Origin of the sequence: Streptomyces sp. NPDC058240 (assembly GCF_042882135.1) — a bacterium.
GTDB lineage: Bacteria > Actinomycetota > Actinomycetes > Streptomycetales > Streptomycetaceae > Streptomyces.
The window spans coordinates 115,467-137,750 of the sequence record NZ_JBHVWT010000004.1 but is presented as its reverse complement, the minus strand read 5'-3'; the positions used below and the strand labels follow the sequence as shown (position 1 = coordinate 137,750).

The 22,284-nt window shown below is 70.9% G+C and carries 20 protein-coding genes and 2 tRNA genes; 17 read left to right on the top strand and 5 right to left on the bottom strand.

What is annotated here, in order from left to right; translation table 11 throughout:
• The first annotated feature begins 36 nt into the window (after nucleotides 1-36).
• On the top strand, nucleotides 37-525 hold the full coding sequence (locus ACFVX4_RS10680; protein WP_389974296.1) for a TIGR02611 family protein: 489 nt from the start codon (nucleotides 37-39) through the stop codon (nucleotides 523-525).
• Nucleotides 526-579: 54 nt separating this feature from the next.
• A tRNA-Val gene (locus ACFVX4_RS10675) sits at nucleotides 580-651 on the top strand.
• A gap of 446 nt (nucleotides 652-1,097) precedes the next feature.
• Here ACFVX4_RS10675 and ACFVX4_RS10670 read toward each other — a convergent pair.
• Nucleotides 1,098-3,650 carry an SCO7613 C-terminal domain-containing membrane protein gene (locus ACFVX4_RS10670; RefSeq protein WP_389974293.1) on the bottom strand — a complete coding sequence of 851 codons (2,553 nt, stop codon included), beginning with the start codon at nucleotides 3,648-3,650 and terminating at the stop codon, nucleotides 1,098-1,100.
• A gap of 83 nt (nucleotides 3,651-3,733) precedes the next feature.
• On the opposite strand from ACFVX4_RS10670, the gene ACFVX4_RS10665 reads away from it, so the two are divergent.
• Entirely contained in the window at nucleotides 3,734-4,180 is a 447-nt protein-coding gene (locus tag ACFVX4_RS10665) for an SRPBCC family protein (protein WP_389974290.1), read from the top strand.
• A 39-nt stretch (nucleotides 4,181-4,219) separates the two neighbouring features.
• Nucleotides 4,220-4,291: transfer RNA gene (locus tag ACFVX4_RS10660), tRNA-Val, on the top strand.
• Between the two features lie 108 nt (nucleotides 4,292-4,399).
• Here the strand turns inward: ACFVX4_RS10660 and ACFVX4_RS10655 are convergent.
• Nucleotides 4,400-5,125, bottom strand: coding sequence for a 3'-5' exonuclease (locus tag ACFVX4_RS10655; protein ID WP_389974287.1), 726 nt, complete (start codon nucleotides 5,123-5,125; stop codon nucleotides 4,400-4,402).
• Nucleotides 5,126-5,317: 192 nt separating this feature from the next.
• Between ACFVX4_RS10655 and ACFVX4_RS10650 the strand changes: the two genes are divergently transcribed.
• From ACFVX4_RS10650 to thrS, 3 genes are all read left to right on the top strand, one after another.
• On the top strand, nucleotides 5,318-5,884 hold the full coding sequence (locus ACFVX4_RS10650) for a DUF4365 domain-containing protein (RefSeq protein ID WP_266421872.1): 567 nt from the start codon (nucleotides 5,318-5,320) through the stop codon (nucleotides 5,882-5,884).
• Nucleotides 5,884-7,158: a hypothetical protein gene (locus ACFVX4_RS10645; protein ID WP_389974284.1), complete on the top strand. Its 1,275-nt coding sequence runs from the start codon at nucleotides 5,884-5,886 to the stop codon at nucleotides 7,156-7,158. The genes ACFVX4_RS10650 and ACFVX4_RS10645 overlap by 1 nt, the downstream gene beginning before the upstream one ends.
• 114 nt (nucleotides 7,159-7,272) lie before the next feature.
• The gene (thrS, locus tag ACFVX4_RS10640) at nucleotides 7,273-9,249 is read left to right on the top strand and encodes a threonine--tRNA ligase (RefSeq protein WP_389974281.1); all 1,977 of its coding nucleotides are present in this window, start codon (nucleotides 7,273-7,275) and stop codon (nucleotides 9,247-9,249) included.
• 29 nt (nucleotides 9,250-9,278) lie between these two features.
• Here the strand turns inward: thrS and ACFVX4_RS10635 are convergent, their stop codons facing one another.
• On the bottom strand, nucleotides 9,279-9,956 hold the full coding sequence (locus tag ACFVX4_RS10635; RefSeq protein ID WP_389974278.1) for a potassium channel family protein: 678 nt from the start codon (nucleotides 9,954-9,956) through the stop codon (nucleotides 9,279-9,281).
• Between the two features lie 66 nt (nucleotides 9,957-10,022).
• Here ACFVX4_RS10635 and ACFVX4_RS10630 point away from each other — a divergent pair, with 66 nt between their 5' ends.
• Complete coding sequence (locus tag ACFVX4_RS10630) at nucleotides 10,023-10,583, top strand: HIT family protein (RefSeq protein ID WP_385326661.1); 561 nt, start codon at nucleotides 10,023-10,025, stop codon at nucleotides 10,581-10,583.
• Between the two features lie 77 nt (nucleotides 10,584-10,660).
• Here ACFVX4_RS10630 and ACFVX4_RS10625 read toward each other — a convergent pair whose 3' ends face one another.
• Both ACFVX4_RS10625 and ACFVX4_RS10620 read right to left on the bottom strand, forming a co-directional pair.
• The gene (locus tag ACFVX4_RS10625) at nucleotides 10,661-12,331 is read right to left on the bottom strand and encodes a hypothetical protein (RefSeq protein ID WP_389974275.1); all 1,671 of its coding nucleotides are present in this window, start codon (nucleotides 12,329-12,331) and stop codon (nucleotides 10,661-10,663) included.
• A gap of 146 nt (nucleotides 12,332-12,477) precedes the next feature.
• Complete coding sequence (locus ACFVX4_RS10620) at nucleotides 12,478-14,703, bottom strand: elongation factor G-like protein EF-G2 (RefSeq protein ID WP_389974272.1); 2,226 nt, start codon at nucleotides 14,701-14,703, stop codon at nucleotides 12,478-12,480.
• A 266-nt stretch (nucleotides 14,704-14,969) separates the two neighbouring features.
• Here ACFVX4_RS10620 and pgsA point away from each other — a divergent pair, with 266 nt between their 5' ends.
• The 9 genes from pgsA (at nucleotide 14,970) to ruvA (ending at nucleotide 22,230) form a co-directional block, all read left to right on the top strand.
• Complete coding sequence (gene pgsA, locus ACFVX4_RS10615) at nucleotides 14,970-15,647, top strand: phosphatidylinositol phosphate synthase (RefSeq protein ID WP_389974269.1); 678 nt, start codon at nucleotides 14,970-14,972, stop codon at nucleotides 15,645-15,647.
• Complete coding sequence (locus ACFVX4_RS10610; RefSeq protein WP_389974266.1) at nucleotides 15,644-16,579, top strand: phosphatidylinositol mannoside acyltransferase; 936 nt, start codon at nucleotides 15,644-15,646, stop codon at nucleotides 16,577-16,579. Before pgsA ends, ACFVX4_RS10610 begins: the two co-directional genes overlap by 4 nt.
• On the top strand, nucleotides 16,576-17,784 hold the full coding sequence (locus ACFVX4_RS10605) for a glycosyltransferase family 4 protein (protein ID WP_389974264.1): 1,209 nt from the start codon (nucleotides 16,576-16,578) through the stop codon (nucleotides 17,782-17,784). The genes ACFVX4_RS10610 and ACFVX4_RS10605 overlap by 4 nt, the downstream gene beginning before the upstream one ends.
• A gap of 124 nt (nucleotides 17,785-17,908) precedes the next feature.
• The gene (locus ACFVX4_RS10600; RefSeq protein ID WP_124719377.1) at nucleotides 17,909-18,406 is read left to right on the top strand and encodes a hypothetical protein; all 498 of its coding nucleotides are present in this window, start codon (nucleotides 17,909-17,911) and stop codon (nucleotides 18,404-18,406) included.
• Nucleotides 18,407-18,575: 169 nt separating this feature from the next.
• Nucleotides 18,576-19,496: a pyridoxal 5'-phosphate synthase lyase subunit PdxS gene (gene pdxS / locus ACFVX4_RS10595; RefSeq protein ID WP_266735913.1), complete on the top strand. Its 921-nt coding sequence runs from the start codon at nucleotides 18,576-18,578 to the stop codon at nucleotides 19,494-19,496.
• A gap of 6 nt (nucleotides 19,497-19,502) precedes the next feature.
• Complete coding sequence (gene pdxT, locus ACFVX4_RS10590) at nucleotides 19,503-20,096, top strand: pyridoxal 5'-phosphate synthase glutaminase subunit PdxT (protein ID WP_266421899.1); 594 nt, start codon at nucleotides 19,503-19,505, stop codon at nucleotides 20,094-20,096.
• Between the two features lie 61 nt (nucleotides 20,097-20,157).
• Nucleotides 20,158-20,910 carry a YebC/PmpR family DNA-binding transcriptional regulator gene (locus ACFVX4_RS10585; RefSeq protein WP_389974261.1) on the top strand — a complete coding sequence of 251 codons (753 nt, stop codon included), beginning with the start codon at nucleotides 20,158-20,160 and terminating at the stop codon, nucleotides 20,908-20,910.
• A gap of 124 nt (nucleotides 20,911-21,034) precedes the next feature.
• Nucleotides 21,035-21,607: a crossover junction endodeoxyribonuclease RuvC gene (gene ruvC, locus ACFVX4_RS10580; protein WP_389974258.1), complete on the top strand. Its 573-nt coding sequence runs from the start codon at nucleotides 21,035-21,037 to the stop codon at nucleotides 21,605-21,607.
• On the top strand, nucleotides 21,604-22,230 hold the full coding sequence (ruvA, locus tag ACFVX4_RS10575; RefSeq protein ID WP_389974255.1) for a Holliday junction branch migration protein RuvA: 627 nt from the start codon (nucleotides 21,604-21,606) through the stop codon (nucleotides 22,228-22,230). Before ruvC ends, ruvA begins: the two co-directional genes overlap by 4 nt.
• Nucleotides 22,231-22,284 lie beyond the last annotated feature (54 nt).

Genomic DNA, 22,284 nt, shown 5'->3' with positions numbered 1-22,284 from the left:
TCCGGTGATGAAGGCCGTTCCGGTAGGTTGGCTGCTATGAATGCGGAGCGTGATGTGCGGGACGGGGACGCCGCACCGGCGACACCGGTGTCCGCCGCGGGGGACAGGGCGGACAGCGTGACGGGTGAGGTCACGGAGGGTGTGACCAAGGAGCGGGAGCTCGGCTCCCGGGCGCCCGGGTTCATCAAGGCATCCAGGGCGCTGCACCTGAGCTGGCAGGTCGGCGTCTTCGTGGTCGGCTTCGCGGTGGTCGTGGCGGGCATCATCATGCTGCCGCTGCCCGGCCCCGGCTGGTTGGTGATCTTCGGGGGCATGGCGATCTGGGCGACCGAATTCGTCTGGGCGCAGCTGGTGCTCCGCTGGACCAGGCGGAAGGTCACCGAGGCCGCCCAGCGGGCGCTCGACCCCAAGGTCCGGCGGCGCAACATCATCCTCACGTCGATCGGCCTGGTGATCATCGTGGTGCTGGTGGGGATCTACGTCTGGAAGTTCGGCATCACCATGCCGTGGAAGATCCACGAGTGACCCGGGGGTGGTCATGGGGCGCCGCTGACATGGGGTAATGTTTGGCCTGCGCCCGGGCGATTAGCTCAGTGGGAGAGCGCTTCGTTCACACCGAAGAGGTCACTGGTTCGAACCCAGTATCGCCCACCCCGGACAGAGGGCCCGTGAGACCGCAGAGTCTCACGGGCCCTCTGCGTTTCCCGCGTCCGGTCGGCCCGCCGGGTCCCGGCCGGTGTCTTCGAAGAAGATTCACAAGCGCTTTCGGGAACGATTCAATCAGGGTGGCGGTGGACGGGCGGGATCCGCTAATCGGGCAGAGGCATCCGGATATCGCGGCCGGACGTACTTCCACGACCACGAGAATTCCTGGAAAGGGTTCGGCCGTCGGTATCCGAGGGCAATGCCCCCGACGATTCCGGAACTCCCGCCGAAAATTCCGCGGGTGCGACGACGGGAGCGACGACGGGTGCGAACTGCTCGATTTCACGGGTGAGTTCGCCGTGGCCGTCCGGTACGCCTTCGGGGCGGACCGGGGGTCCGCCGACCGGCCCGTGGCCCGTCAGGGCGCTCCGGGCCGGCCGTGCGACGCACCGTCAGCGCATCCGGCCCACGGTCTCCTTCAGTCGCCGCGCATCGCGCAGCCGCTGCTCGTACGTCGCCCCGACCACCAGGAGCAGCACCCCGGCCAGGGCGGGCGGCAGCCAGCGCGGGAGCGCGCCGACGACCTGGACCACGTACGGCGCCAGTTCGTGCACGGCGTCCATGGCCAGCACCGCGCCACCGAGCAGCAGCAGCGCCTGCAGCCGCAGCCGGGCGCCCGCCAGCGTGATCGCCAGTGCCGCCACGCCGAGCAGCAGCGGGCGCAGCCAGTGCGGATCGACCCAGGCCGCGAAGAGGCTCGGGACCAGCGTCGCCGCGAGACCCGCCCCGTACGCCGTCCACGACGACGCCTCCGGGTCGCGGCGACGGCGCAGCACACCGACCGCCAGGGCGGGCACCGTCACCGGCAGCGTGTACGCCTCCGGGTCCGACACCCCTGAGGCCGAGAGCCGCACCCAGGTCGCCAGGACGAACAGCGCCACCGCCAGATACCCGGCCACCGGCCGCCGTTCGGCCCGTACGGCCGTGCCCGCCGCCAGCACCCCGCTCAGCGCCAGCACCAGTGCCAGGAACGGCCGGTCCGGCACCGCCATGACCAACGCCACCGCAGCCGACAAGGCCCCGGTCAGCTCGACCGGAAGAGCCGCCGGGCGGACCCGCAACCGGGCCCCGAGCAGCACAGTCATCCCGGGGACGACCAGCATGAGCGGCGCCGCCTGGTACCCGGCAAGCCCCAGCGACGCCCCGGCCGCACGGGCGAGCACCATCCCGCACACCACGGCCCCGCACGCCGGCACCGTCTGCGCGATCCGCAGCGCCCGTACCGCGCGCACCGCGCGAGCGTCCGGCAGCGCCCGCGCGGCCTGGATCGCGGCGCCGTCGAACAGCACCGCGGCCGCCCCGAGCACCACCAGCAGCACCGCGAACACCGCGTACGTCGCACCCTCCGCCGCGAGCGCGAGGAACCCCGTGCTCGCCGCGCCGATCAGCCCGCACACCAGCGCGGTCGTCCCCACGGCACTCGTCCCGCGGCGCAGACCCCGTACCGCCACCGCGAACGCCCCGGCGACCAGCACCGACTGCACCGACACGGCCGCCGCGTACGACAGCCCCAGTACCGCGGGCAACGCGGTGAGCCCCGCCCAGCAGAGGGTCGACGCGGCGGCCCCCGCCGCACTCCGCCAGGCCGTACCCGGCGAAAGCACCGGCCCGGCCGCCCGTACCAGCCGGTCCCACGACCGGTGCGCAAGACCCAGCAGGCCGGCCACCGTCAGCAACACCACCGGGGCCGCGGCCAGGTGGGACCAGGCCAGACCCTCCGTACCCAGGGCGCCCCGGACACCGCCGTCGGGAGCGCCGGACCACACACGGGCCAGCTGCGACACCGTACCCATCAGCGACATGCCGACCGGCGGCGCCGCGGACACCACCGCGGCCGCGGTCACCGCCGACGAGGCCCACACCAGCCCGTGCCCGACCGGGCGCGGCAGCGGCGCGCGCAGCGCGGCCAACAGCACCACACCGCACAGCAGATACACCGGCACCGACCAGCCCCAGTCCATCCCGGCACGCAGCACACCGCCCACCGCGGCCACCCCGCACAACCCGGCCAGCACGCCGCCGGCCACCGCGAGACCCCTGGGCGCACGCCACGCCCCGAACAGCGCGACCGCCGCACCCGCGAGCAACAGCGCGGCCGGCGCCACCGCGTCCGACGCCGCACCGGCGGACACCGACTGCGCCAGGGCCACCAGCAGTCCCAGCAGGCCCGTCGTCCAGCATCCGACACAGGCCGTCACCCGGACCGCGACACCCGGACCCCACACCGCGATCGCGCAGTCCAGCGCCGCCGTCAGCAGCAGCGCCCAGCCGAACACCGAGGCGCCCGCGCCCGCCGACCAGGCCCACAGCAGCAGCGGCAGTTGAGCGCTCACCACCGCCAGGGGCAGCGGCAGTCGCAGCCGGCCGAGCAGCAGCCCGTACGCGCCCCACAGCACCGCCAGCACCGCCGAGGCGACCGCGGCGAATCCGGGACCGTCGGCGTCCGGCGCCGCCACCCGGTGCAGCGCGTAGGCATCGAGGATCAACAGCACGGACGCCAGGGCGCCGAGCGACTCGGCCGTCGCGGACAGCCCACGACGCAGCAGCACGGCGGGTGTGGCGAGCGCCGCGATCGTCACCACGGCGAGCACCGCCGAGCGGCCGGAGATCCCCATGTGGCCCCAGCTGACCAGGGTGAACGCGATCGCCGCGATCGTCAGCAGCAGACCGCCCAGGGTGAGCAGCACATTCTGCGCACTGCGCGCTCCGGCCTGTGCGGCAGGCGGTCCGAAAGGAGCCGCGAACGGAGCCGTCGGCCGGGCGGGCGAGGGCGGCCCGAACGGGGCGGCGAACTGCGGCGGCGCGGCAGGAGGCCCGGCGGGTGGCGTCAGCACACTCAGCAGCCAGGCACGGCGAACCAGCAACTGGGACCGGCGGGCGTCCAGCCGGGCCAGTTCGCTATCGAGGAGCGCCAATTCCTCGGCGGGTGGCGGCACATGTTCCATGAACGCGAGTGTGGTGCGAGCCACAGACTCGGACATGCGCTCGGATACTCAGTTCCCCGGCTGAGTACGCGCAGACTGGGCTCATGGACTGGAGTCACTACCGATTTGTGAGTATCTGGGACCTTCCCGCCCCGCCCGACGCCGTGTACGAGGTCCTCGAACGCGCCGATGACTACCCGCGGTGGTGGCCGCAGGTCCGCGAGGTCACCTCGGTCGACGGGACCACCGGCACCACCCGCATCCGCTCCCTCCTCCCGTACGACCTCGTGATGACCGTCCGCGAACGCCGCCGCGATCCCCGGGCCGGGGTCATCGAGGCGACGCTCAGCGGCGATCTCGACGGTTGGGTCCGCTGGACGGTCACCCCGTACGGCGGTGGCTGCCGGGCCGTCTACGAGCAGGAGGTCGAGGTCCGCAGACGGCTGATGCGGCTCCTGGCGGTGCCCGGACGCCCGGTGTTCCGGGCCAATCACGCCCTGATGATGCGCGCCGGACGGCGGGGTCTCGCGGCCAGGCTGGAAGGAGTTTGAACAGGACCCGCCGAGCCCTGTATGGTTCAACCCGTTCCCGGGCGATTAGCTCAGTGGGAGAGCGCTTCGTTCACACCGAAGAGGTCACTGGTTCGAACCCAGTATCGCCCACCCGGAAGCAGCCGGTCCGTCAGCAGAATCGACGGACCGGCTTCTGCGTGTCCAGGGCATGTGCGGAAGCGGCGGCGGGCGCCGGGTCCATCGGCTCCGGGCACCCGGTCACGCCGCGGCGGGAAGATCCGGGCGCAGCGGCCATGCCGGATCCACCATCTCCGCCGTGCCGTTCTTCGCGAACCACGCCTGGAGTCCACGTGCCTGCGCCGCGTGCCACACGGCCTGCAGGGTGTGCAGCTCCGGTGGGGTCAGCCGTTCCAGTCGGGAGGAGAAGCGCCGCCCCACCGCCCGTACCAACTCCAGCGAGGCCGTCGCGTCGGCCGCCGCGTCATGGGCGCCGTCGAGCACCACGCCGTACAGCTCGCAGAGATCGGTGAGGGTCCGCCTCCCCTTGCGATAGCGGTCCAGATGCTTGTCGAGCACGCGCGGATCCAGCACGCACAGCGGGGAGTTCTGCAGATACGCCCCGAGCGACGACGCGCGATGACGCTTCAGCTCGCGGTCCAGCAGCGTCAGGTCGAACGGCGCGTTCATCACGACCAGCGGACGCCCGGCCGCGCACTGCTCGGCCAGCGCACGGGCTATCTCCTCCACCACCGGCGCCGGCCAGCGCCCGTTGCGCTGGAGATGATCGTCGGTCAGACCGTGGATCTCGGTCGCCCCCACGGGCACCGGCACCCCCGGATTCACCAGCCAGCGGGTGATGCGCGTCCGCCCGCCCGCCGTGTCCTGGACGACCAGGGCGGCCGAGACGATCCGGTCCCCCTCGACGTCGATTCCTGTTGTCTCGGTGTCAAAAGCGGCCAGCGGCCCTTCGTACCAGTGCGTCATCCCCGAACTCCTCGTGCCCGAACGGCAGATGGTGTGATTCCCCTGCCCGGTTCGGTGATACCCGCGCCCTTTGCCTGATACGCCGTTTGCGGGCCGCCGTGTGCGGTGACAACACAGGTGAGGGGAACGGATGTTGTCCGTCACCCCCGCACCGGAGAACCGATCGGCACAGCCCGGAAGGCACACGCAGCCATGGCGCTCGCGCAGCCCGAACCGAGCGGGCTGCTGTCCCAGCGGATCGAACCGCTGCGCGGCACACTCGCAACCACCGCCTGCATGGAGACCCTCCAGGTGGGCTATCTGCACGCGGTGGCGGCCGCGGCGGGATGCTCCCTGTCGCAGCCCTTCCCCGACAACGGCATCGACTGGCACGTCAGCCACGGCGCCCCCGGCCATGCCGTGGACGACGAAGTGACCATAAAGGTGCAGCTCAAATGCACCTATCAGATCCCGCCGCACCCACCGGGACCGACGTTCGCCTTCACACTCGACAACGCCCATCTCGTGAAGCTCGCCCGGACCCCCGTGTCGGTGCACAAGATCCTCGTCGTGATGATCGTGCCGCGCAGCCAGGACGACTGGCTCCGCGCCGGACACGACCGGCTCGACCTGCGGCACTGCTGCTACTGGACCAACCTGGCCGGCCACGCGGTGACGGGCCGGCACCGGACCACCGTGCGGATCCCGACCTCGCGCATCTTCGACGACCGGGCGCTCTGCGAGATCATGACCCGCGTAGGGGCGGGAGGGAGACCCTGATGCACCGGCCGATGGACGAGTACGTCGACGAAGCGATCCCGTCAGCCACCCGCCCGCACCCCGCCGAATCCGCGGGACCGTGGCCGGGATGTCCCCGGCCGCCCGGGGACATCCCCGACCCCGCCCGCGTCGACCCCGCCGTCCTCGGCACCCTGCTCGGCCGGCACGGCTGGCAGCGCCGAGGAGGGGCTGCCGGGCGCTACAGCCGCTGGACCCCACCGGGACCACCGGGCCCGCCCGGGGGCGGGACGAGCCTCCTGGTCCCCGACACCACCGCCTTCCCCGACAGCGAGGACCTCCTCGGCGAGGCACTGACCGCGCTCGCCCGCAGCGCCGCACCCTCCGCCCGCGAGGTCCTGATCTCCCTCGCCGTACCCAGCGACGAGATCCGCTGGTGGCGCGAGGTCCCCGAACCGGTCGCGGGAGCGGCGGGCGCGGCCGGCTGGACGGGGGCGGAGCACCTGCACACCGCCGCCCGGCAGATACTGCTCGCCGGAGCCCTCGCCGTACGCGGAAACACCGGCTACCACGGCGCCCGACACCGGCGCAGGGCCCGTGCGGCGCTCGAAGGCATCCTCGTCGGACCCGCTCCCGGCGGCCGTGAGCTCGCCGCGTTCGTGCCGGTCGAACCGGGCCGCGCCGTCGCCGTACGGCTTTACCAGGCCCTGCACGCCACCCGCGAGGCCGTGGACTACCAGCGGGCCACCGGCGGCTTCGAGGCCTTCGACACGGCCGTCGAGGCAGGCGTCAGCCGGGAACTGACCGAGGCCGTCGTCGCACTCGTCCGGGGCTCGGAAGGGGCGGGGATCGCCCTGGAGTGGGCGCCCGCCGCCGGTCCCCCCGAGGCCTGCCCGGCCCGTCCCGAGCCGGTGGAATTCTCACCGGGCGATCTGCCCGCACTGCGCCGGGCGGGCGCCCGCTACCTCCGGGACGAGCCGGCCGTGACGGTACGGATCACCGGTGCCGTCGTCCGCATGCGCCGCCCGGCACCGCGCGGCGCCGGGATCGTGCGGCTGCGGGTGCTGGCCGGCGCCGAGGTGTCGCACGTACGGCTGGAGCTGGACGAGGAGGCGTACCGGATCGCCGGCCACGCCCACCTGGTGGGGCTGCCGATCCGGGTGGAGGGCAGGCTGGAGAGCCGCGGTGGCTTCCGGCGGCTGACCCGGACCTCGCACGTCGTGCCCGTACAGGTCGACGAGGCGGAGCGGGACCGGCTGATGAAGTCCCTCCAGGAGAACGTCGACCAATTCGAGGAGGCGTGCACGGGCGAGTAGCGGGGCGGAGGCCGCCGGGACCGGCCCTTTCGCTAAGGGGGTCGTCGGCTCGGTACGATTCCCATTGTGCCCACCACAGGAATGTGGGTGCGCCCCCTGAGTCAGGAGAGACCGGTGTCAGACGTCCGTGTGATCATCCAACGCGATTCCGAGCGGGAAGAGCGCGTGGTGACGACGGGCACTACGGCAGCCGAGCTCTTCCCCGGCGAGCGCACCGTCGTCGCCGCCCGGGTCGCCGGTGAGCTGAAGGACCTCGCGTACGTCATCGCCGGCGGCGAGGTCGTCGAGCCCGTCGAGATCTCCTCCGAGGACGGTCTGAACATCCTGCGGCACTCCACCGCGCACGTGATGGCGCAGGCCGTGCAGCAGCTCTTCCCCGAGGCCAAGCTGGGCATCGGTCCGCCGGTCAAGGACGGCTTCTACTACGACTTCGACGTCGAGAAGCCGTTCACTCCCGAGGACCTCAAGGCCATCGAGAAGAAGATGCAGGAGATCCAGAAGCGGGGGCAGAAGTTCTCCCGCCGGGTCGTGACGGACGAGGCCGCCCGCGAGGAGCTGGCCGGCGAGCCGTACAAGCTGGAGCTCATCGGCATCAAGGGCTCCGCGTCCACGGACGACGGCGCGGACGTCGAGGTGGGCGGCGGCGAGCTGACCATCTACGACAACCTCGACCCGAAGACCGGCGACCTGTGCTGGAAGGATCTCTGCCGGGGCCCGCACCTGCCGACCACCCGGTTCATCCCGGCGTTCAAGCTGATGCGCAACGCCGCGGCGTACTGGCGGGGCAGCGAGAAGAACCCGATGCTCCAGCGCATCTACGGCACCGCGTGGCCCACCAAGGACGAGCTGAAGGCGCACCTGGAGTTCCTGGAGGAGGCCGCCAAGCGCGACCACCGCAAGCTCGGCAACGAGCTGGATCTCTTCTCCTTCCCGGACGAGATCGGCCCCGGTCTCGCGGTCTTCCACCCCAAGGGAGGCATCATCCGCCGCGCCATGGAGGACTACTCGCGCCGGCGCCACGAGGAGGAGGGCTACGAGTTCGTCTACTCCCCGCACGCCACCAAGGGCAAGCTCTTCGAGAAGTCCGGCCACCTGGACTGGTACGCCGACGGCATGTACCCGCCCATGCAGCTCGACGACGGGGTGGACTACTACCTCAAGCCGATGAACTGCCCGATGCACAACCTGATCTTCGACGCGCGCGGACGCTCCTACCGTGAACTGCCGCTGCGCCTCTTCGAGTTCGGCACGGTGTACCGGTACGAGAAGTCCGGCGTGGTGCACGGCCTGACCCGCTCGCGCGGCTTCACGCAGGACGACGCGCACATCTACTGCACCAAGGAGCAGATGGCGGAGGAGCTCGACCGTACGCTCACCTTCGTCCTGAACCTGCTCCGCGACTACGGTCTGACCGACTTCTACCTGGAGCTCTCCACCAAGGACCCGGAGAAGTTCGTCGGCTCCGACGAGATCTGGGAAGAGGCCACCGAGACCCTGCGCCAGGTCGCCGAGAAGCAGGGCCTGCCGCTGGTTCCGGACCCGGGCGGCGCCGCGTTCTACGGCCCGAAGATCTCGGTGCAGTGCAAGGACGCCATCGGCCGCACCTGGCAGATGTCGACCGTGCAGCTCGACTTCAACCTTCCGGAGCGCTTCGACCTGGAGTACACCGGCCCGGACGGCACCAAGCAGCGCCCGGTCATGATCCACCGTGCCCTGTTCGGCTCCATCGAGCGCTTCTTCGCGGTGCTCCTGGAGCACTACGCGGGCGCGTTCCCGGTGTGGCTGGCGCCGGTCCAGGCGGTCGGCATCCCGATCGGCGACGCGCACATCCCGTACCTCCAGGAGTTCGCGGCCAAGGCCCGGAAGAAGGGGTTGCGGGTCGAGGTGGACGCCTCCTCGGACCGGATGCAGAAGAAGATCAGGAACCAGCAGAAGGCCAAGGTGCCCTTCATGATCATCGCGGGTGATGAGGACATGGCCAACGGCGCCGTCTCCTTCCGCTACCGCGACGGATCGCAGGAGAACGGCATCCCGGTCGAGGACGCCATCGCCAAGATCCAGAAGGTCGTCGAGGACCGCGTCCAGGTCTGACGGTCACGTGAGAAGAGGCCCCCGGAGAGCTATCCGCCCTCCGGGGGCCTCTTCTCGTCCTCCCGGGTGAACACCCGCAACAGCCACGACGAGAACGAGCCCGTCACCGCCCCCAGCAGCCCCAGCCCGCAGGCCATCAGCCCCGACGCCACGACCCTGCCGCCCGTCGTGACCGGTACCGCGTCCCCGTACCCCACCGTCGTCAGCGTCGCGCACGCCCACCACACCGCGTCACCGAAGGTACGGATCGAAGCCCCCTGCACCCTGTGCTCCTGGTGGTAGACGGCCAGCGCGGCGGAGAAGCCGAGCAGCAGGGCGGCCGCCCCGGCGTAGCTGATCACGCGCGCGTACAGGCTCAGCCGTGGCTGCTCCCGGCGCTGCTGGACCGCGGTGTAGACCCGGATCAGGCGCAGCGGCCGCAGCAGCGGAAGCAGCAGCACCACCGTGTCCAGCCAGTGCACCCGGACGAAGCGGTGCCCGAGGCCGCTGAGCCGGAGCCGTACGACGTAGTCCGCCGCGAAGACCAGCCAGGTGACGCCGACCAGGGCGAGGGCGAGGCCCCGCCAGGTCTCGGCGTCCTCGGGTGCGAGGACGCGCACCGCGTAGCCGAGCAGGAAGAGCAGCGAGGCGCCGAAGAGCGGCACTTCCGTGCGTTGCTCCCAGCGCCGGAAGCGAACAGGGGCGGAGTCGGCGGACTGGTCGCTCATCGCCTCAGCATCGCCGTACGCCGACGGGTGCGGCCCCGGCGACACGCACCCCGGGAGTGAAGCAATATGCTGATCGCCATGACGAGTGAGCCGGAGCAGCAGATCGGAGTGGGGACGCCCGACGCGTTCCAGCGCCTGTGGACGCCCCACCGGATGGCGTACATCCAGGGTGAGAACAAGCCGACCGGTCCGGAGGCCGGCGACGGCTGTCCGTTCTGCGGGATCCCGTCGAATTCGGATGAGGACGGGCTCGTCGTCGCGCGTGGCAAGCATGTCTATGCCGTGCTGAATCTGTATCCGTACAACGGCGGGCATCTGATGGTGGTGCCCTACCGGCATGTCGCCGACTACACGGAGCTGGACGGCCCGGAGACCATGGAGCTGGCGGATTTCACCAAGCGGGCGATGGTGGCTCTGCGGACGGCCTCGGGGGCGCACGGATTCAACATCGGCATGAACCAGGGTTCGGTGGCGGGGGCCGGCATCGCCGCCCATCTGCACCAGCACCTGGTGCCGCGCTGGGGCGGCGACACCAACTTCATGCCGGTGGTCGGGCACACGAAGGTGCTGCCGCAGCTGCTCGCCGATACGCGCAAGATGCTGGCCGACGCCTGGCCGGCCGGCTGATCCCGGCTGCCGCTTCCGGCGGGCCGCCCCGGCATCCGTCATCTGCCGGGGCGGCCTTCGTCCGTCCGGGCGTCCGTCTACGCGTCGTACAGGTCGGCCTTGCGCGGGGTCGGGTCCTGTACCAGGCCGCTCAGTATCATCGAGCGGTTGTCGAAGCGCTCGATGTCGACGCCGTTCTCCTTGAGGACGCGCAGGGCCGCGCTGTGGACGGCGCGCAGGACGGGCGTCGCCGCGCGCATCGCGTCGTCCGCCATGAAGCGGTGGCGCCAGGGCTTCTCGGCCCAGGCATGCCGCAGGCCGAACGGCTCGGGCAGGGCGATCTTGCCGCCCAGGTAGTCAAGGAGCGGCGGGTACCAGGTGAACGGGGCGCGCAGGGCGAGGCGGACGACCTCGCTGGATTCGACCAGCGGAAGGGTGATGTCGCGGGTCTCCCAGAACCGGACGGTCTTGTTGACCGTCTTGGTCTTGGCCGCGGGCTTGCTGGTGAAGAGCGAGTGCACCGGACCGAGCGCGTGCCCGGTGACTTCGATGCGCAGGGTTTCGTGGAGCACCGTCACCGTGATCATCATCGTGATGATCAACTGGCCTTCCCAGAGGGTGAACTGGACGCCCAGATAGTGCCGGTCACCGCTGCCGAACTGCTGGTGGTTGCAGATCCGCTGTATCTCGTGCGGTTTGACCTGGAAGGTGGCGACGTCCTCGCCGTCGGGGCGGGAGACCGAGTCGGCGTTCTCTCCGACGGGGGACACGATCCAGTGGGTGACCGACGGGGTGGGGAACCCCCCGGTGTTCAGCGGGCCGCGCTCCAGCACCTTGAGCTGGTCGTGGATGGCCCGTATCAGGTCCCAGCTGCGGAACTGGTGGAATTCCTTGCCGGGCTCCTTGGGAACGAGCTCCTCGGCGAGCTGCCAGCTGCCCCAGCGGGTGCCCATGCCGAGGATGCCCTTGGGGCCCGCGTAGAAGACCGAGTTGGACTGCTGCTCGGCGGAGAGCTTCTCCAGGCCCTGGCGGAGCGCCTCGCGGGAGGTCTCGTTGGGGTTCTTCGGCACGGCCTCGGGGATCCTGGCGATGACACCGCCGCCGGAGAGCAGCCCCTCCCAGCGGGCACGCATGTCCTTGGCGGAGGACTCGGCGATCCGTTTGGCGATGAGCCAGCCGATGACGGGGGCGATGATCATCAGGCGGACGTAGAGCGCCAGGAATCCGTTGAGCGGCAGCTTGACCAGGAAGATCAGTGCCACGATGCCGATGATCGGGAGCAGCGCGCTGCCCAGGGTGGAGAGCGCCTTGTCCTTGGTCTTGCCGAGGAAGTCGCGCAGGCGGAACGCGAGGACCCACAGGATCATGCCGGGCAGGAAGAGGAAGCCGAACAGGGCGGTGACGGCGGTGAGTTTGGTGTCGCGGCTCTTGCGGAGACGGCTCGCGGACAGGCAGTGCTCGACGACCGTCTGCGGATCGGTCCCGAACGACTGGATGAGCGCCTTCCGGGCGCCGCCCAGCATGCGTTCCTGGACGGCGCGGGAGAACGCCTCGCCGAGATTGGGCTTGAAGTAGTCGGACTTGAAGAGCTTGGAACGGCCCACCTTGACTTCGGACTTGTGCCACTCGCTGTTGGCGTCAAGGATTTTCTCCACCGGGCTGTCCCGGTACGCGGCGGAGGCGAGGGCGTTCGTCGCCACCGCCTGTCCGCCCGAACCCTGGAGCGGGATCTGCGCTCCGGGAGAGAAATCGAATCCGTCGCTGGCCACTGTCGCCCCCACTCACCGCCGAGGAACTGCTCCTGCGGCTGTTTCCCAACTGCCGTGCCCGGCACACCTTCTGAGCTGGGACCAAAGCGTATCGTCCGGATCGCTACGCCGCCCGCCCTGTGGACAAAGGCGGGCGGCATGGCTGGTCATGAGTCGTTCGGATTGTTCTTCTGCTGCTCCCGGAGGCGTTCGGCGAGCTGCGTGGGCATGGCTTCGTGCCGGGCGTACGCCCGGTCGAAGCGGCCGGCGCCATGGGAGAGGGAGCGCAGGTCGACCGCGTATCTGCCGATCTCCAGTTCGGGCACCTCGGCCCGTACGAGGGTGCGGCCGGGGCCGGACTGCTCGGTTCCGATCACTCTGCCGCGCCGCCCGGACAGATCGCTCATCACCGGCCCGACATAGTCGTCGGGGACCAGGACCTGGATCTCGGCGACGGGTTCGAGGAGCTGGATGCGGGTGTCCGCGGCGGCTTCGCGCAGGGCCAGCGCGCCCGCGGTCTGGAACGCGGCGTCGGAGGAGTCCACCGAGTGGGACTTGCCGTCCCGCAGGGTGATGCGCACGTCGACGAGCGGGTGTCCGGCCGCGACCCCGCGGGCGGCCTGGGCGCGCACGCCCTTCTCGACGGACGGGACGAACTGGCGGGGTACCGCTCCGCCGACCACCTTGTCGACGAATTCGATGCCCGAGCCCGGAGGCAGCGGCTCCACGTCGATCTCGCAGATGGCGTACTGGCCGTGGCCGCCGGACTGTTTCACATGCCGGCCGCGCCCGGTGGACGGCGCGGCGAAGGTCTCGCGGAGCGACACCTTGTGCGGTACGGCGTCGACCTGGACGCCGTAGCGGCTGCGCAGCCGGTCCAGTGCCACGTCCTGGTGGGCCTCGCCCAGGCACCACAGGACCACCTGGTGGGTGTCCTGATTCTGTTCGAGGCGCATGGTCGGGTCCTCGGCGACCAGCCGGGAGAGTCCCTGGGAGAGCTTGTCCTCGTCCGCCTTGCTGTGTGCCTCGATGGCGAGCGGCAGCAGCGGGTCCGGGGTGGTCCAGGGGTCCATCAGCAGTGGTCGGTCCCGGTCGGACAGGGTGTCCCCGGTCTCGGCGCTGCCCAGCTTGGCGACGCAGGCCAGATCTCCCGCGATGCACGCGGTGAGGGGACGCTGCTGCTTGCCGAAGGGGGAGGAGAGCGCGCCGACTCGTACCTCGGCCTCGTGGAAGGGGCGGGTCTCGTGGCCGGGGTCGGTGAGGCCGTGGCCGAACACATGGACGGTCTCGTCGGGACGCAGGGTGCCGGAGAAGACGCGTACGAGCGAGACCCGGCCCACGTACGGGTCGGAGGCCGTCTTGACCACCTCGGCGACGAGCGGGCCCTCCGGGTCGCAGGTCAGGACCGGTCGCGACGCCCCGTGCAGGGGGGTGACGCCGGGGAGCGGGCGCTCCAGCGGGGTCGGGAAGCCGCCGGTGATCAGGTCCAGCAGCTCCACGGTGCCGATGCCCTGGCGGGCACCCGCGGCGGCGGGGGACGCGGTGAGGACCGGGTGGAAGGCGCCCCGGGCGACGGCGCGCTCAAGATCGTCGACGAGTGTCTTGATATCTACCTCGGCGCCGCCGAGGTAGCGGTCCATCAGGGTCTCGTCCTCGCTCTCGGCGATGATCCCCTCGACGAGCCGGTTGCGGGCCTCCTGAAGCGTCGCCCGCTGGGTCTCCGCAGGCGGGTTCTCCTGCCGCTCGCCCGAGGAGTAGTCGAAGATCCGCTGGGTGAGGAGGCCGGTGAGCCCGGTGAGCGGGGCGTGTCCGTCGGCGCCCTCGGGGCCGAGGACGGGCAGGTAGAGGGGGAGCACGGCGTCGGGGTCGTCGCCGCCGAAGATCTCGCCGCAGATCCGGGTCATCTCGTCGAACGAGGTGCGTGCCGTGTCCAGGTGGGTGACGACGATGGCGCGCGGCATGTCGACGGCCGCGCACTCCTCCCACACGGCGCGGGTGGCGCCCGCCACCGCGTCGGCCTCCTGGGCCGCGGACACGACGAACAGGGCCGCGTCCGCGGCCCGCAGACCGGCCCTGAGCTCCCCGACGAAATCGGCGTATCCGGGGGTGTCCAGCAGATTGATCCGGTACCCGTCCCATTCGACGGGGACCAGGGAGAGCTGTACGGAACGCTGCTGGCGGTGCTCGATCTCGTCGTAGTCGGAGACGGTCGCGCCGTCCTCGACCCGGCCGGCCCGGTTGACCGCACCCGCGGTCAGTGCGAGGGCCTCGACGAGCGTGGTCTTTCCGGAGCCGCTGTGGCCGACCAGCACCACATTCCGTACGGATGAGGGCCGGTCGGCCGTCGCTGCCCTGCCGGCGGCCCCGGTGTGTGCGTGTGCCTTGTCGCCCATGATGCGTGCCTCCCAGGTAGTGGCGCGGAGCTGAGGAGATACCGACGCGATGTGGGGGAGTGATGCACGGGCACCGGGGAGCCGCCGCGGCGGCTACGGCGACGCCCGCGGTAATTCGAGCTTTCCACTCGGGCCAGGCCGCGTCCATACATGGCACGCCGCCGCGCGAGGCCGGGTGCCCGGACGGTGGAGTCCGGCGGGCGTGACTACGATGGGCCAGCCGGTGGCCGATGGGGCCGCTCGGCCCACCGACCCTCGGGAAGGCCATGCTGAACAAGTACGCGCGTGCATTTTTTACGCGTGTCCTCACACCGTTCGCCGCGCTGTTGCTCCGTCTCGGCGTGAGCCCTGACGCGGTCACTCTGATCGGTACGGCCGGGGTGATGGCAGGTGCGCTGGTCTTCTTCCCGATGGGGGAGTTCTTCTGGGGCACGATCGTCATCACGATCTTCGTCTTCTCCGACCTCGTCGACGGCAACATGGCCCGGCAGGCCGGTATCTCCAGCCGCTGGGGCGCGTTCCTGGACTCGACCCTGGACCGGGTAGCCGACGGAGCGATCTTCGGAGGGTTCGCGCTCTGGTACGCGGGCAAGGGCGACGACAACGTGCTCTGCGCCGTCGCGATCTTCTGTCTGGCCAGCGGCCAGGTGGTCTCGTACACGAAGGCGCGCGGCGAGTCGATCGGGCTGCCGGTCGCGGTCAACGGTCTCGTGGAGCGCGCCGAGCGCCTGGTGATCTCGCTGGTCGCGGCCGGATTGGCCGGCCTGCACAAGTTCGGTGTCCCCGGGATCCAGATCCTGCTGCCGATCGCGCTGTGGATCGTCGCCGTGGGCAGCCTGATCACCCTCGTGCAGCGGGTCGTGACCGTGCGCCGCGAGTCCGCGGAGGCCGACGCGGCCGAGGCCGCCGCCGCTGCCCGCCCGGGGAGCGGGACCGCACAGTGAGCGACGACCCAGGGGAGGCGCGGACCGGCCTGCGGGACCGGCTGACCGACGGGCTGTACGGACTCGGCTGGACCGCCGTCAAGAAGCTCCCCGAACCGGTCGCCCGGACGCTCTTCCGCACCATCGCCGACCAGGTGTGGAAGCGGCGCGGCAAGAGCGTGCTGCGGCTGGAGTCGAATCTGGCACGGGTCGTACCCGGGGCGTCACCGGCCCGGCTGGCCGAGCTCTCCAAGGCCGGGATGCGCTCGTACATGCGCTACTGGATGGAGTCGTTCCGGCTGCCTACTTGGAGCCCGGCGCGGATCAAGGCGTCCATAGAGGTGGCCGACGCGCACCGGCTGACCGACGGCCTCGACACCGGCCGCGGTGTCATCCTCGCCCTGCCGCACCTGGGGAACTGGGACCTGGCGGGAGCCTGGGTCACCACCGATCTCCAGGTGCCCTTCACCACGGTCGCCGAGCGGCTCAAGCCCGAGACGCTGTACGACCGGTTCGTGGCCTACCGCGAGGGGCTCGGCATGGAGGTCCTGCCGCACAGCGGCGGCGCGGCCTTCGGCACCCTGGCGCGGCGGCTGCGCGCGGGCGGGCTGATCTGTCTGGTCGCCGACCGCGATCTGTCCGCCTCCGGTGTCGAGGTGGAATTCTTCGGCGACACCGCGAGGATGCCCGCCGGGCCCGCGCTGCTGGCGCAGCAGACCGGGGCGCTGCTGCTGCCCGTGACGCTCGGCTACGACGAGACGCCCGTGATGAAGGTACGTATCCATCCGCCGGTCGAGACGCCCGAGTCGGGCAGCCGCACGGAGAAGACGTCCTCGATGACACAGGCGCTGGCCGATGCCTTCGCCGTCGGGATCGCCGACCATCCGGAGGACTGGCACATGCTGCAACGGCTCTGGCTCGCCGATCTGGAGACCCGGGAGGACAGGACGTGAAGATCGGCATCGTCTGCCCGTACTCCTGGGACGTACCGGGCGGTGTGCAGTTCCACATCCGCGACCTGGCCGAGCACCTGATCCGGCTGGGCCACCAGGTGTCGGTGCTGGCGCCCGCCGACGACGAGACACCGCTGCCGCCGTACGTGGTGTCGGCGGGCCGTGCCGTGCCCGTCCCGTACAACGGCTCCGTCGCCCGGCTGAACTTCGGCTTCCTCTCGGCCGCACGGGTGCGCCGCTGGCTGCACGACGGCACCTTCGACGTCATCCACATCCACGAGCCGACCTCGCCGTCGCTGGGGCTGCTCGCCTGCTGGGCCGCGCAGGGGCCGATCGTCGCCACGTTCCACACGTCCAACCCGCGCTCCCGGGCCATGATCGCGGCGTACCCGATCCTCCAGCCGGCGCTGGAGAAGATCAGTGCGCGCATCGCGGTGAGCGAGTACGCCCGCCGCACCCTGGTCGAGCACCTGGGCGGCGACGCGGTCGTCATCCCGAACGGGGTCGACGTCGGCTTCTTCGCCGCCGCCGAGCCCAAGGCCGAGTGGCAATCAGGGGGGGCGCGAAGCACGGTCGAGGGCAGCGGTGGGAGACGGGAGGGCGGGACGATCGGCTTCATCGGGCGCATCGACGAGCCCCGCAAGGGCCTGCCCGTCCTGATGAGGGCGCTGCCCGCGATCCTCGCCGCCCGCCCGGACACCAGGCTGCTGGTCGCCGGCCGGGGCGACGAGGAGGAGGCCGTCGCCTCGCTGCCCAGGGCGATGCGCGAACGCGTCGAGTTCCTCGGCATGGTGAGCGACGAGGACAAGGCGCGGCTGCTTCGCAGCGTCGATGTGTATGTCGCGCCCAACACGGGCGGCGAGAGCTTCGGGATCATCCTGGTCGAGGCCATGTCGGCCGGCGCCCCGGTCCTCGCCAGCGATCTGGACGCCTTCGCACAGGTGCTGGACCAGGGTGCGGCGGGCGAACTCTTCGCCAACGAGGACGCGGACGCGCTGGCCTCGGCGGCGATCCGGCTGCTCGGCGACCCGGAGCGGCGTGCGGAGCTGCGCGAGCGGGGCGCCGCGCATGTGCGGCGGTTCGACTGGTCGACGGTCGGGGCGGACATCCTCGCGGTGTACGAGACGGTGACGGACGGGGCGGCCTCGGTGGCGGCCGACGAACGCACGGGGCTGCGGGCCCGGTTCGGACTGGCGCGGGAGTGAGGGCCGCCGGCCGGGGGCCGGGGAGCCGGGGCCGGGCGGCCACGCCGTCCGGGCCTCACCGGTAGCCTTGCCGCCCGTGATCGAAACCCTCATCTGGATCGCCGTCGCGATCGTCGCGATCGGTATGTACCTCAGCTGGACCGCCGGACGGCTGGACCGGCTGCACACCCGCATCGACGCCGCCCGGGCCGCCCTCGACGCGCAACTCCTGCGCCGTGCGTCGGTCACCCAGGAACTGGCCACGTCCGGTGTCCTCGATCCGGCCGCCTCCATCGTCCTGTACGAGGCCGCGCACGCCGCCCGCCAGGCGGAGGAGGAGCACCGCGAGGTCGCGGAGAGTGAGCTGAGCACCGCGCTGCGGGCGGTCTTCGGCGAGCCGGCGCAGGTGGAGGCCGTGAAGGAGATCCCCGGCGGTGAGGAGGCGGCGCTCGAACTCGCCGCCGCCGTGCGCCGCGTGCCCATGGCCCGGCGGTTCCACAACGACGCGGTGCGCGCGGCGCGCGCGCTGCGCCGGCACCGCAAGGTGCGGTGGTTCCGGCTGGCCGGGCACGCCCCGTTCCCGTTGGCCTTCGAGATGGACGACGAACCCCCGGTGGCCCTGGCGGACCGCCCCGTCAGCTGACCGGACGGCCGTATTCACGCGTGACGGGGGCCACATCCCGCCACGTACGCGTTCAAAACGATCCACCGGCCTTCCATTGGCCCTTGCAGTGGACTGTTCCCGGAGAGTTTGCTCAGCACTGCATCAACCAGCGCTTTTCAGCAACTTTTTCTCCGAGTGAGGTCGATCCATGTCCACGCTTCCCACCACCCCGCAGTCCGCCGACTCCCCGGCCACGGGCACCGCGCGCGTCAAGCGCGGCATGGCCGAGCAGCTCAAGGGCGGCGTGATCATGGACGTCGTCAACGCCGAGCAGGCGAAGATCGCCGAGGACGCGGGCGCCGTGGCCGTCATGGCCCTGGAGCGGGTGCCGGCCGACATCCGCAAGGACGGCGGCGTGGCCCGGATGTCGGACCCGAACATGATCGAGGAGATCATCGAGGCCGTCTCCATCCCGGTGATGGCGAAGTCCCGTATCGGCCACTTCGTCGAGGCCCAGGTCCTTCAGTCCCTCGGGGTCGACTACATCGACGAGTCCGAGGTCCTCACCCCGGCCGACGAGGTCAACCACAGCGACAAGTTCGCCTTCACCACCCCGTTCGTCTGCGGCGCCACCAACCTGGGCGAGGCCCTGCGCCGGATCGCCGAGGGCGCGGCCATGATCCGCTCGAAGGGCGAGGCCGGCACCGGAAACGTCGTCGAGGCGGTCCGTCACCTGCGCCAGATCAAGAACGAGATCGCCCGCCTGCGCGGCTACGACAACAACGAGCTGTACGCCGCCGCCAAGGAGCTCCGCGCCCCGTACGAGCTGGTCAAGGAGGTCTCGGAGCTCGGCAAGCTGCCCGTCGTGCTGTTCTCCGCGGGCGGTGTCGCCACCCCCGCCGACGCCGCGCTGATGCGCCAGCTCGGCGCCGAGGGCGTCTTCGTCGGCTCCGGGATCTTCAAGTCCGGCGACCCGGCCAAGCGCGCCGCCGCGATCGTGAAGGCCACCACCTTCTACGACGACCCGAAGATCATCGCGGACGCCTCCCGGAACCTGGGCGAGGCCATGGTCGGCATCAACTGCGACACCCTGCCCGAGGCCGAGCGCTACGCCAACCGTGGCTGGTAATCACTGATGAGCGACACCCCTGTGATCGGAGTCCTGGCCCTCCAGGGCGACGTACGGGAACACCTGATCGCCCTGGCCTCGGCTGATGCCCTGGCCAGGCCGGTCCGGCGTCCCGAGGAACTCGCCGAGGTCGACGGCCTGGTCATTCCCGGTGGCGAGTCCACCACGATGTCCAAGCTGGCCTCCCTCTTCGGCATGCTGGAACCGCTGCGCGAGCGGGTGCGGGACGGAATGCCCGTCTACGGCACCTGCGCCGGAATGATTCTGCTCGCCGACAAGATCCTCGACCCGCGCTCGGGCCAGGAGACGGTCGGCGGGATCGACATGATCGTGCGCCGCAATGCCTTCGGGCGGCAGAACGAGTCCTTCGAGGCGGCCGTCGAGGTCGCCGGCATCGAGAGCGGCCCCGTGGAGGGCGTGTTCATCCGCGCCCCCTGGGTGGAATCGGTCGGCGCGCAGGCCAAGGTAGTGGCGGAGCACGGCGGCCACATCGTCGCCGTACGTCAGGGAAACGCCCTGGCTACGTCGTTCCACCCGGAATTGACCGGAGACCATCGCGTTCACGCGCTGTTCGTGGACATGGTGCGCGCAGTCGGCTGACTCGATCCCGGTAGGATCTCTCGGGTTCGAATCGTTTTTGGTGACGCGAAGGAGAAGGCAGATGTCCGGCCACTCTAAATGGGCTACGACGAAGCACAAGAAGGCCGTGATTGACGCCAAGCGCGGCAAGCTCTTCGCGAAGCTGATCAAGAACATCGAGGTCGCGGCCCGCACCGGAGGCGTGGACCCCGAGGGAAACCCGACCCTCGTGGACGCGATCCAGAAGGCGAAGAAGAGCTCCGTACCGAACAAGAACATCGACTCCGCGGTCAAGCGCGGTGGCGGTCTCGAAGCGGGCGGCGTCGACTACCAGACGATCATGTACGAGGGTTACGGCCCGAACGGTGTCGCGGTGCTCATCGAGTGCCTCACCGACAACCGCAACCGTGCCGCCTCCGACGTGCGTGTCGCGATGACCCGCAACGGGGGTTCGATGGCCGACCCGGGGTCGGTCTCGTACCTCTTCAACCGCAAGGGCGTCGTCATCGTCCCCAAGGACGAGCTGACCGAGGACGACGTCCTGGGTGCCGTGCTCGACGCGGGTGCCGAGGAAGTGAACGACCTCGGTGACACGTACGAGGTCGTCAGCGAGGCCACCGACATGGTCGCGGTCCGCACCGCGCTCCAGGAGGCCGGCATCGACTACGACTCCGCCGAGGCCAACTTCCTGCCCACCATGCAGGTCGAGCTGGACGAGGAAGGCGCGCGCAAGATCTTCAAGCTGATCGACGCGCTGGAGGACAGCGACGACGTGCAGAACGTCTTCGCCAACTTCGACGTCTCGGACGAGGTCATGGAGAAGGTCGACGCCTGAGCCGCGCCCAGCGCAGCCTTCATGGACGGGCCGACGGGGACACACCCTGTCGGCCCGTCGCATTGTCAGTGCGAGCCGATAGCCTGCGGGAACAGTTGACCGATCGGTACGGAGGGGGCGTCCCATGCGGGTACTGGGTGTGGACCCGGGGCTGACCCGGTGTGGTGTCGGCGTCGTCGAAGGCGTCGCCGGCCGCCCCCTGACGATGCTCGGTGTGGGTGTCGTCCGCACCCCGCCCGACGCGGAGCTCGGTCACCGGCTGGTCGCCATCGAGCGCGGCATCGAGGAATGGCTCGACGAGCACCGGCCCGAATGCGTCGCCGTGGAGCGGGTGTTCAGCCAGCACAACGTCCGTACGGTCATGGGCACCGCCCAGGCCAGCGCCGTCGCCATGCTCTGCGCGTCGCGCCGCGGCATTCCCGTCGCCCTGCACACCCCCAGCGAGGTCAAGGCGGCCGTCACCGGCACCGGCCGTGCGGACAAGGCACAGGTCGGCGTGATGGTCACCCGGCTGCTGCGGCTCGACGCCCCGCCGAAACCGGCCGACGCTGCCGACGCCCTGGCCCTCGCCATCTGCCACATCTGGCGCGCCCCCGCCGTCAACCGCCTCCAGCAGGCCCACGCGGCAGCCGCCGCGGCCCGCGCCGGGCGCGTTCCCCGTACACCCGCAGTCCCCGTCCGGAAGGTCCCCCGATGATCGCCTTCGTCAGCGGCCCCGTGGCCGCACTCGCCCCGACCATGGCCGTGATCGAGGTCGGCGGCATCGGCATGGCCGTCCAGTGCGCGCCGAACACCCTCGCCGGCCTCCGGATCGGCAAGGAGGCCAGGCTCGCCACCTCCCTCGTCGTGCGGGAGGACTCGCTCACCCTCTACGGCTTCGCCGACGACGACGAGCGGCAGGTCTTCGAGCTGCTCCAGACGGCCAGCGGGGTCGGGCCCCGGCTTGCCCAGGCGATGCTCGCCACCCACAGCCCGGACGCCCTGCGCACCGCGGTCGCCACCGGCGACGAGAAGGCGCTCACCGCCGTTTCCGGCATCGGCAAGAAGGGCGCGCAGAAACTCCTCCTCGAACTGAAGGACAGGCTCGGCGAGCCGGTCGGCGCCCACATCGGCCGCCAGGGCATCGGTACCGCCGTCACCAGCTCCTGGCGCGACCAGCTCCAGGCCGCCCTGATCGGCCTCGGCTACGCCACTCGCGAGGCCGACGAAGCGGTCACCGCCGTCGCCCCCCAGGCCGAGGCAGCCCTCGCCGAGGGCAGGCAGGCCCCTGTGCCGCTGCTGCTGCGTGCCGCACTGCAGACCCTCAACCGCGCGCGCTGACCGGAGCGCGACACCCCGGGGGAACACCCCGACGCCGGGCCGGGCACCGCACGG

What these genes read in the sequence shown, in the direction of transcription:
- ACFVX4_RS10680 (WP_389974296.1), top strand. Translation starts at nt 37, where the DNA reads ATGAATGCGGAGCGTGATGTGCGGGACGGGGACGCCGCACCGGCGACA.
- ACFVX4_RS10585 (WP_389974261.1), top strand. Translation starts at nt 20,158, where the DNA reads ATGTCCGGCCACTCTAAATGGGCTACGACGAAGCACAAGAAGGCCGTG.
- ACFVX4_RS10645 (WP_389974284.1), top strand. Translation starts at nt 5,884, where the DNA reads ATGCACCGGCCGATGGACGAGTACGTCGACGAAGCGATCCCGTCAGCC.
- ruvC (WP_389974258.1), top strand. Translation starts at nt 21,035, where the DNA reads ATGCGGGTACTGGGTGTGGACCCGGGGCTGACCCGGTGTGGTGTCGGC.
- ruvA (WP_389974255.1), top strand. Translation starts at nt 21,604, where the DNA reads ATGATCGCCTTCGTCAGCGGCCCCGTGGCCGCACTCGCCCCGACCATG.
- ACFVX4_RS10630 (WP_385326661.1), top strand. Translation starts at nt 10,023, where the DNA reads ATGCTGATCGCCATGACGAGTGAGCCGGAGCAGCAGATCGGAGTGGGG.
- ACFVX4_RS10665 (WP_389974290.1), top strand. Translation starts at nt 3,734, where the DNA reads ATGGACTGGAGTCACTACCGATTTGTGAGTATCTGGGACCTTCCCGCC.
- ACFVX4_RS10655 (WP_389974287.1), bottom strand. Translation starts at nt 5,125, where the DNA reads ATGACGCACTGGTACGAAGGGCCGCTGGCCGCTTTTGACACCGAGACA.
- ACFVX4_RS10600 (WP_124719377.1), top strand. Translation starts at nt 17,909, where the DNA reads ATGTACCTCAGCTGGACCGCCGGACGGCTGGACCGGCTGCACACCCGC.
- pdxT (WP_266421899.1), top strand. Translation starts at nt 19,503, where the DNA reads ATGAGCGACACCCCTGTGATCGGAGTCCTGGCCCTCCAGGGCGACGTA.
- ACFVX4_RS10635 (WP_389974278.1), bottom strand. Translation starts at nt 9,956, where the DNA reads ATGAGCGACCAGTCCGCCGACTCCGCCCCTGTTCGCTTCCGGCGCTGG.
- ACFVX4_RS10670 (WP_389974293.1), bottom strand. Translation starts at nt 3,650, where the DNA reads ATGGAACATGTGCCGCCACCCGCCGAGGAATTGGCGCTCCTCGATAGC.
- pgsA (WP_389974269.1), top strand. Translation starts at nt 14,970, where the DNA reads ATGCTGAACAAGTACGCGCGTGCATTTTTTACGCGTGTCCTCACACCG.
- ACFVX4_RS10620 (WP_389974272.1), bottom strand. Translation starts at nt 14,703, where the DNA reads ATGGGCGACAAGGCACACGCACACACCGGGGCCGCCGGCAGGGCAGCG.
- pdxS (WP_266735913.1), top strand. Translation starts at nt 18,576, where the DNA reads ATGTCCACGCTTCCCACCACCCCGCAGTCCGCCGACTCCCCGGCCACG.
- ACFVX4_RS10650 (WP_266421872.1), top strand. Translation starts at nt 5,318, where the DNA reads ATGGCGCTCGCGCAGCCCGAACCGAGCGGGCTGCTGTCCCAGCGGATC.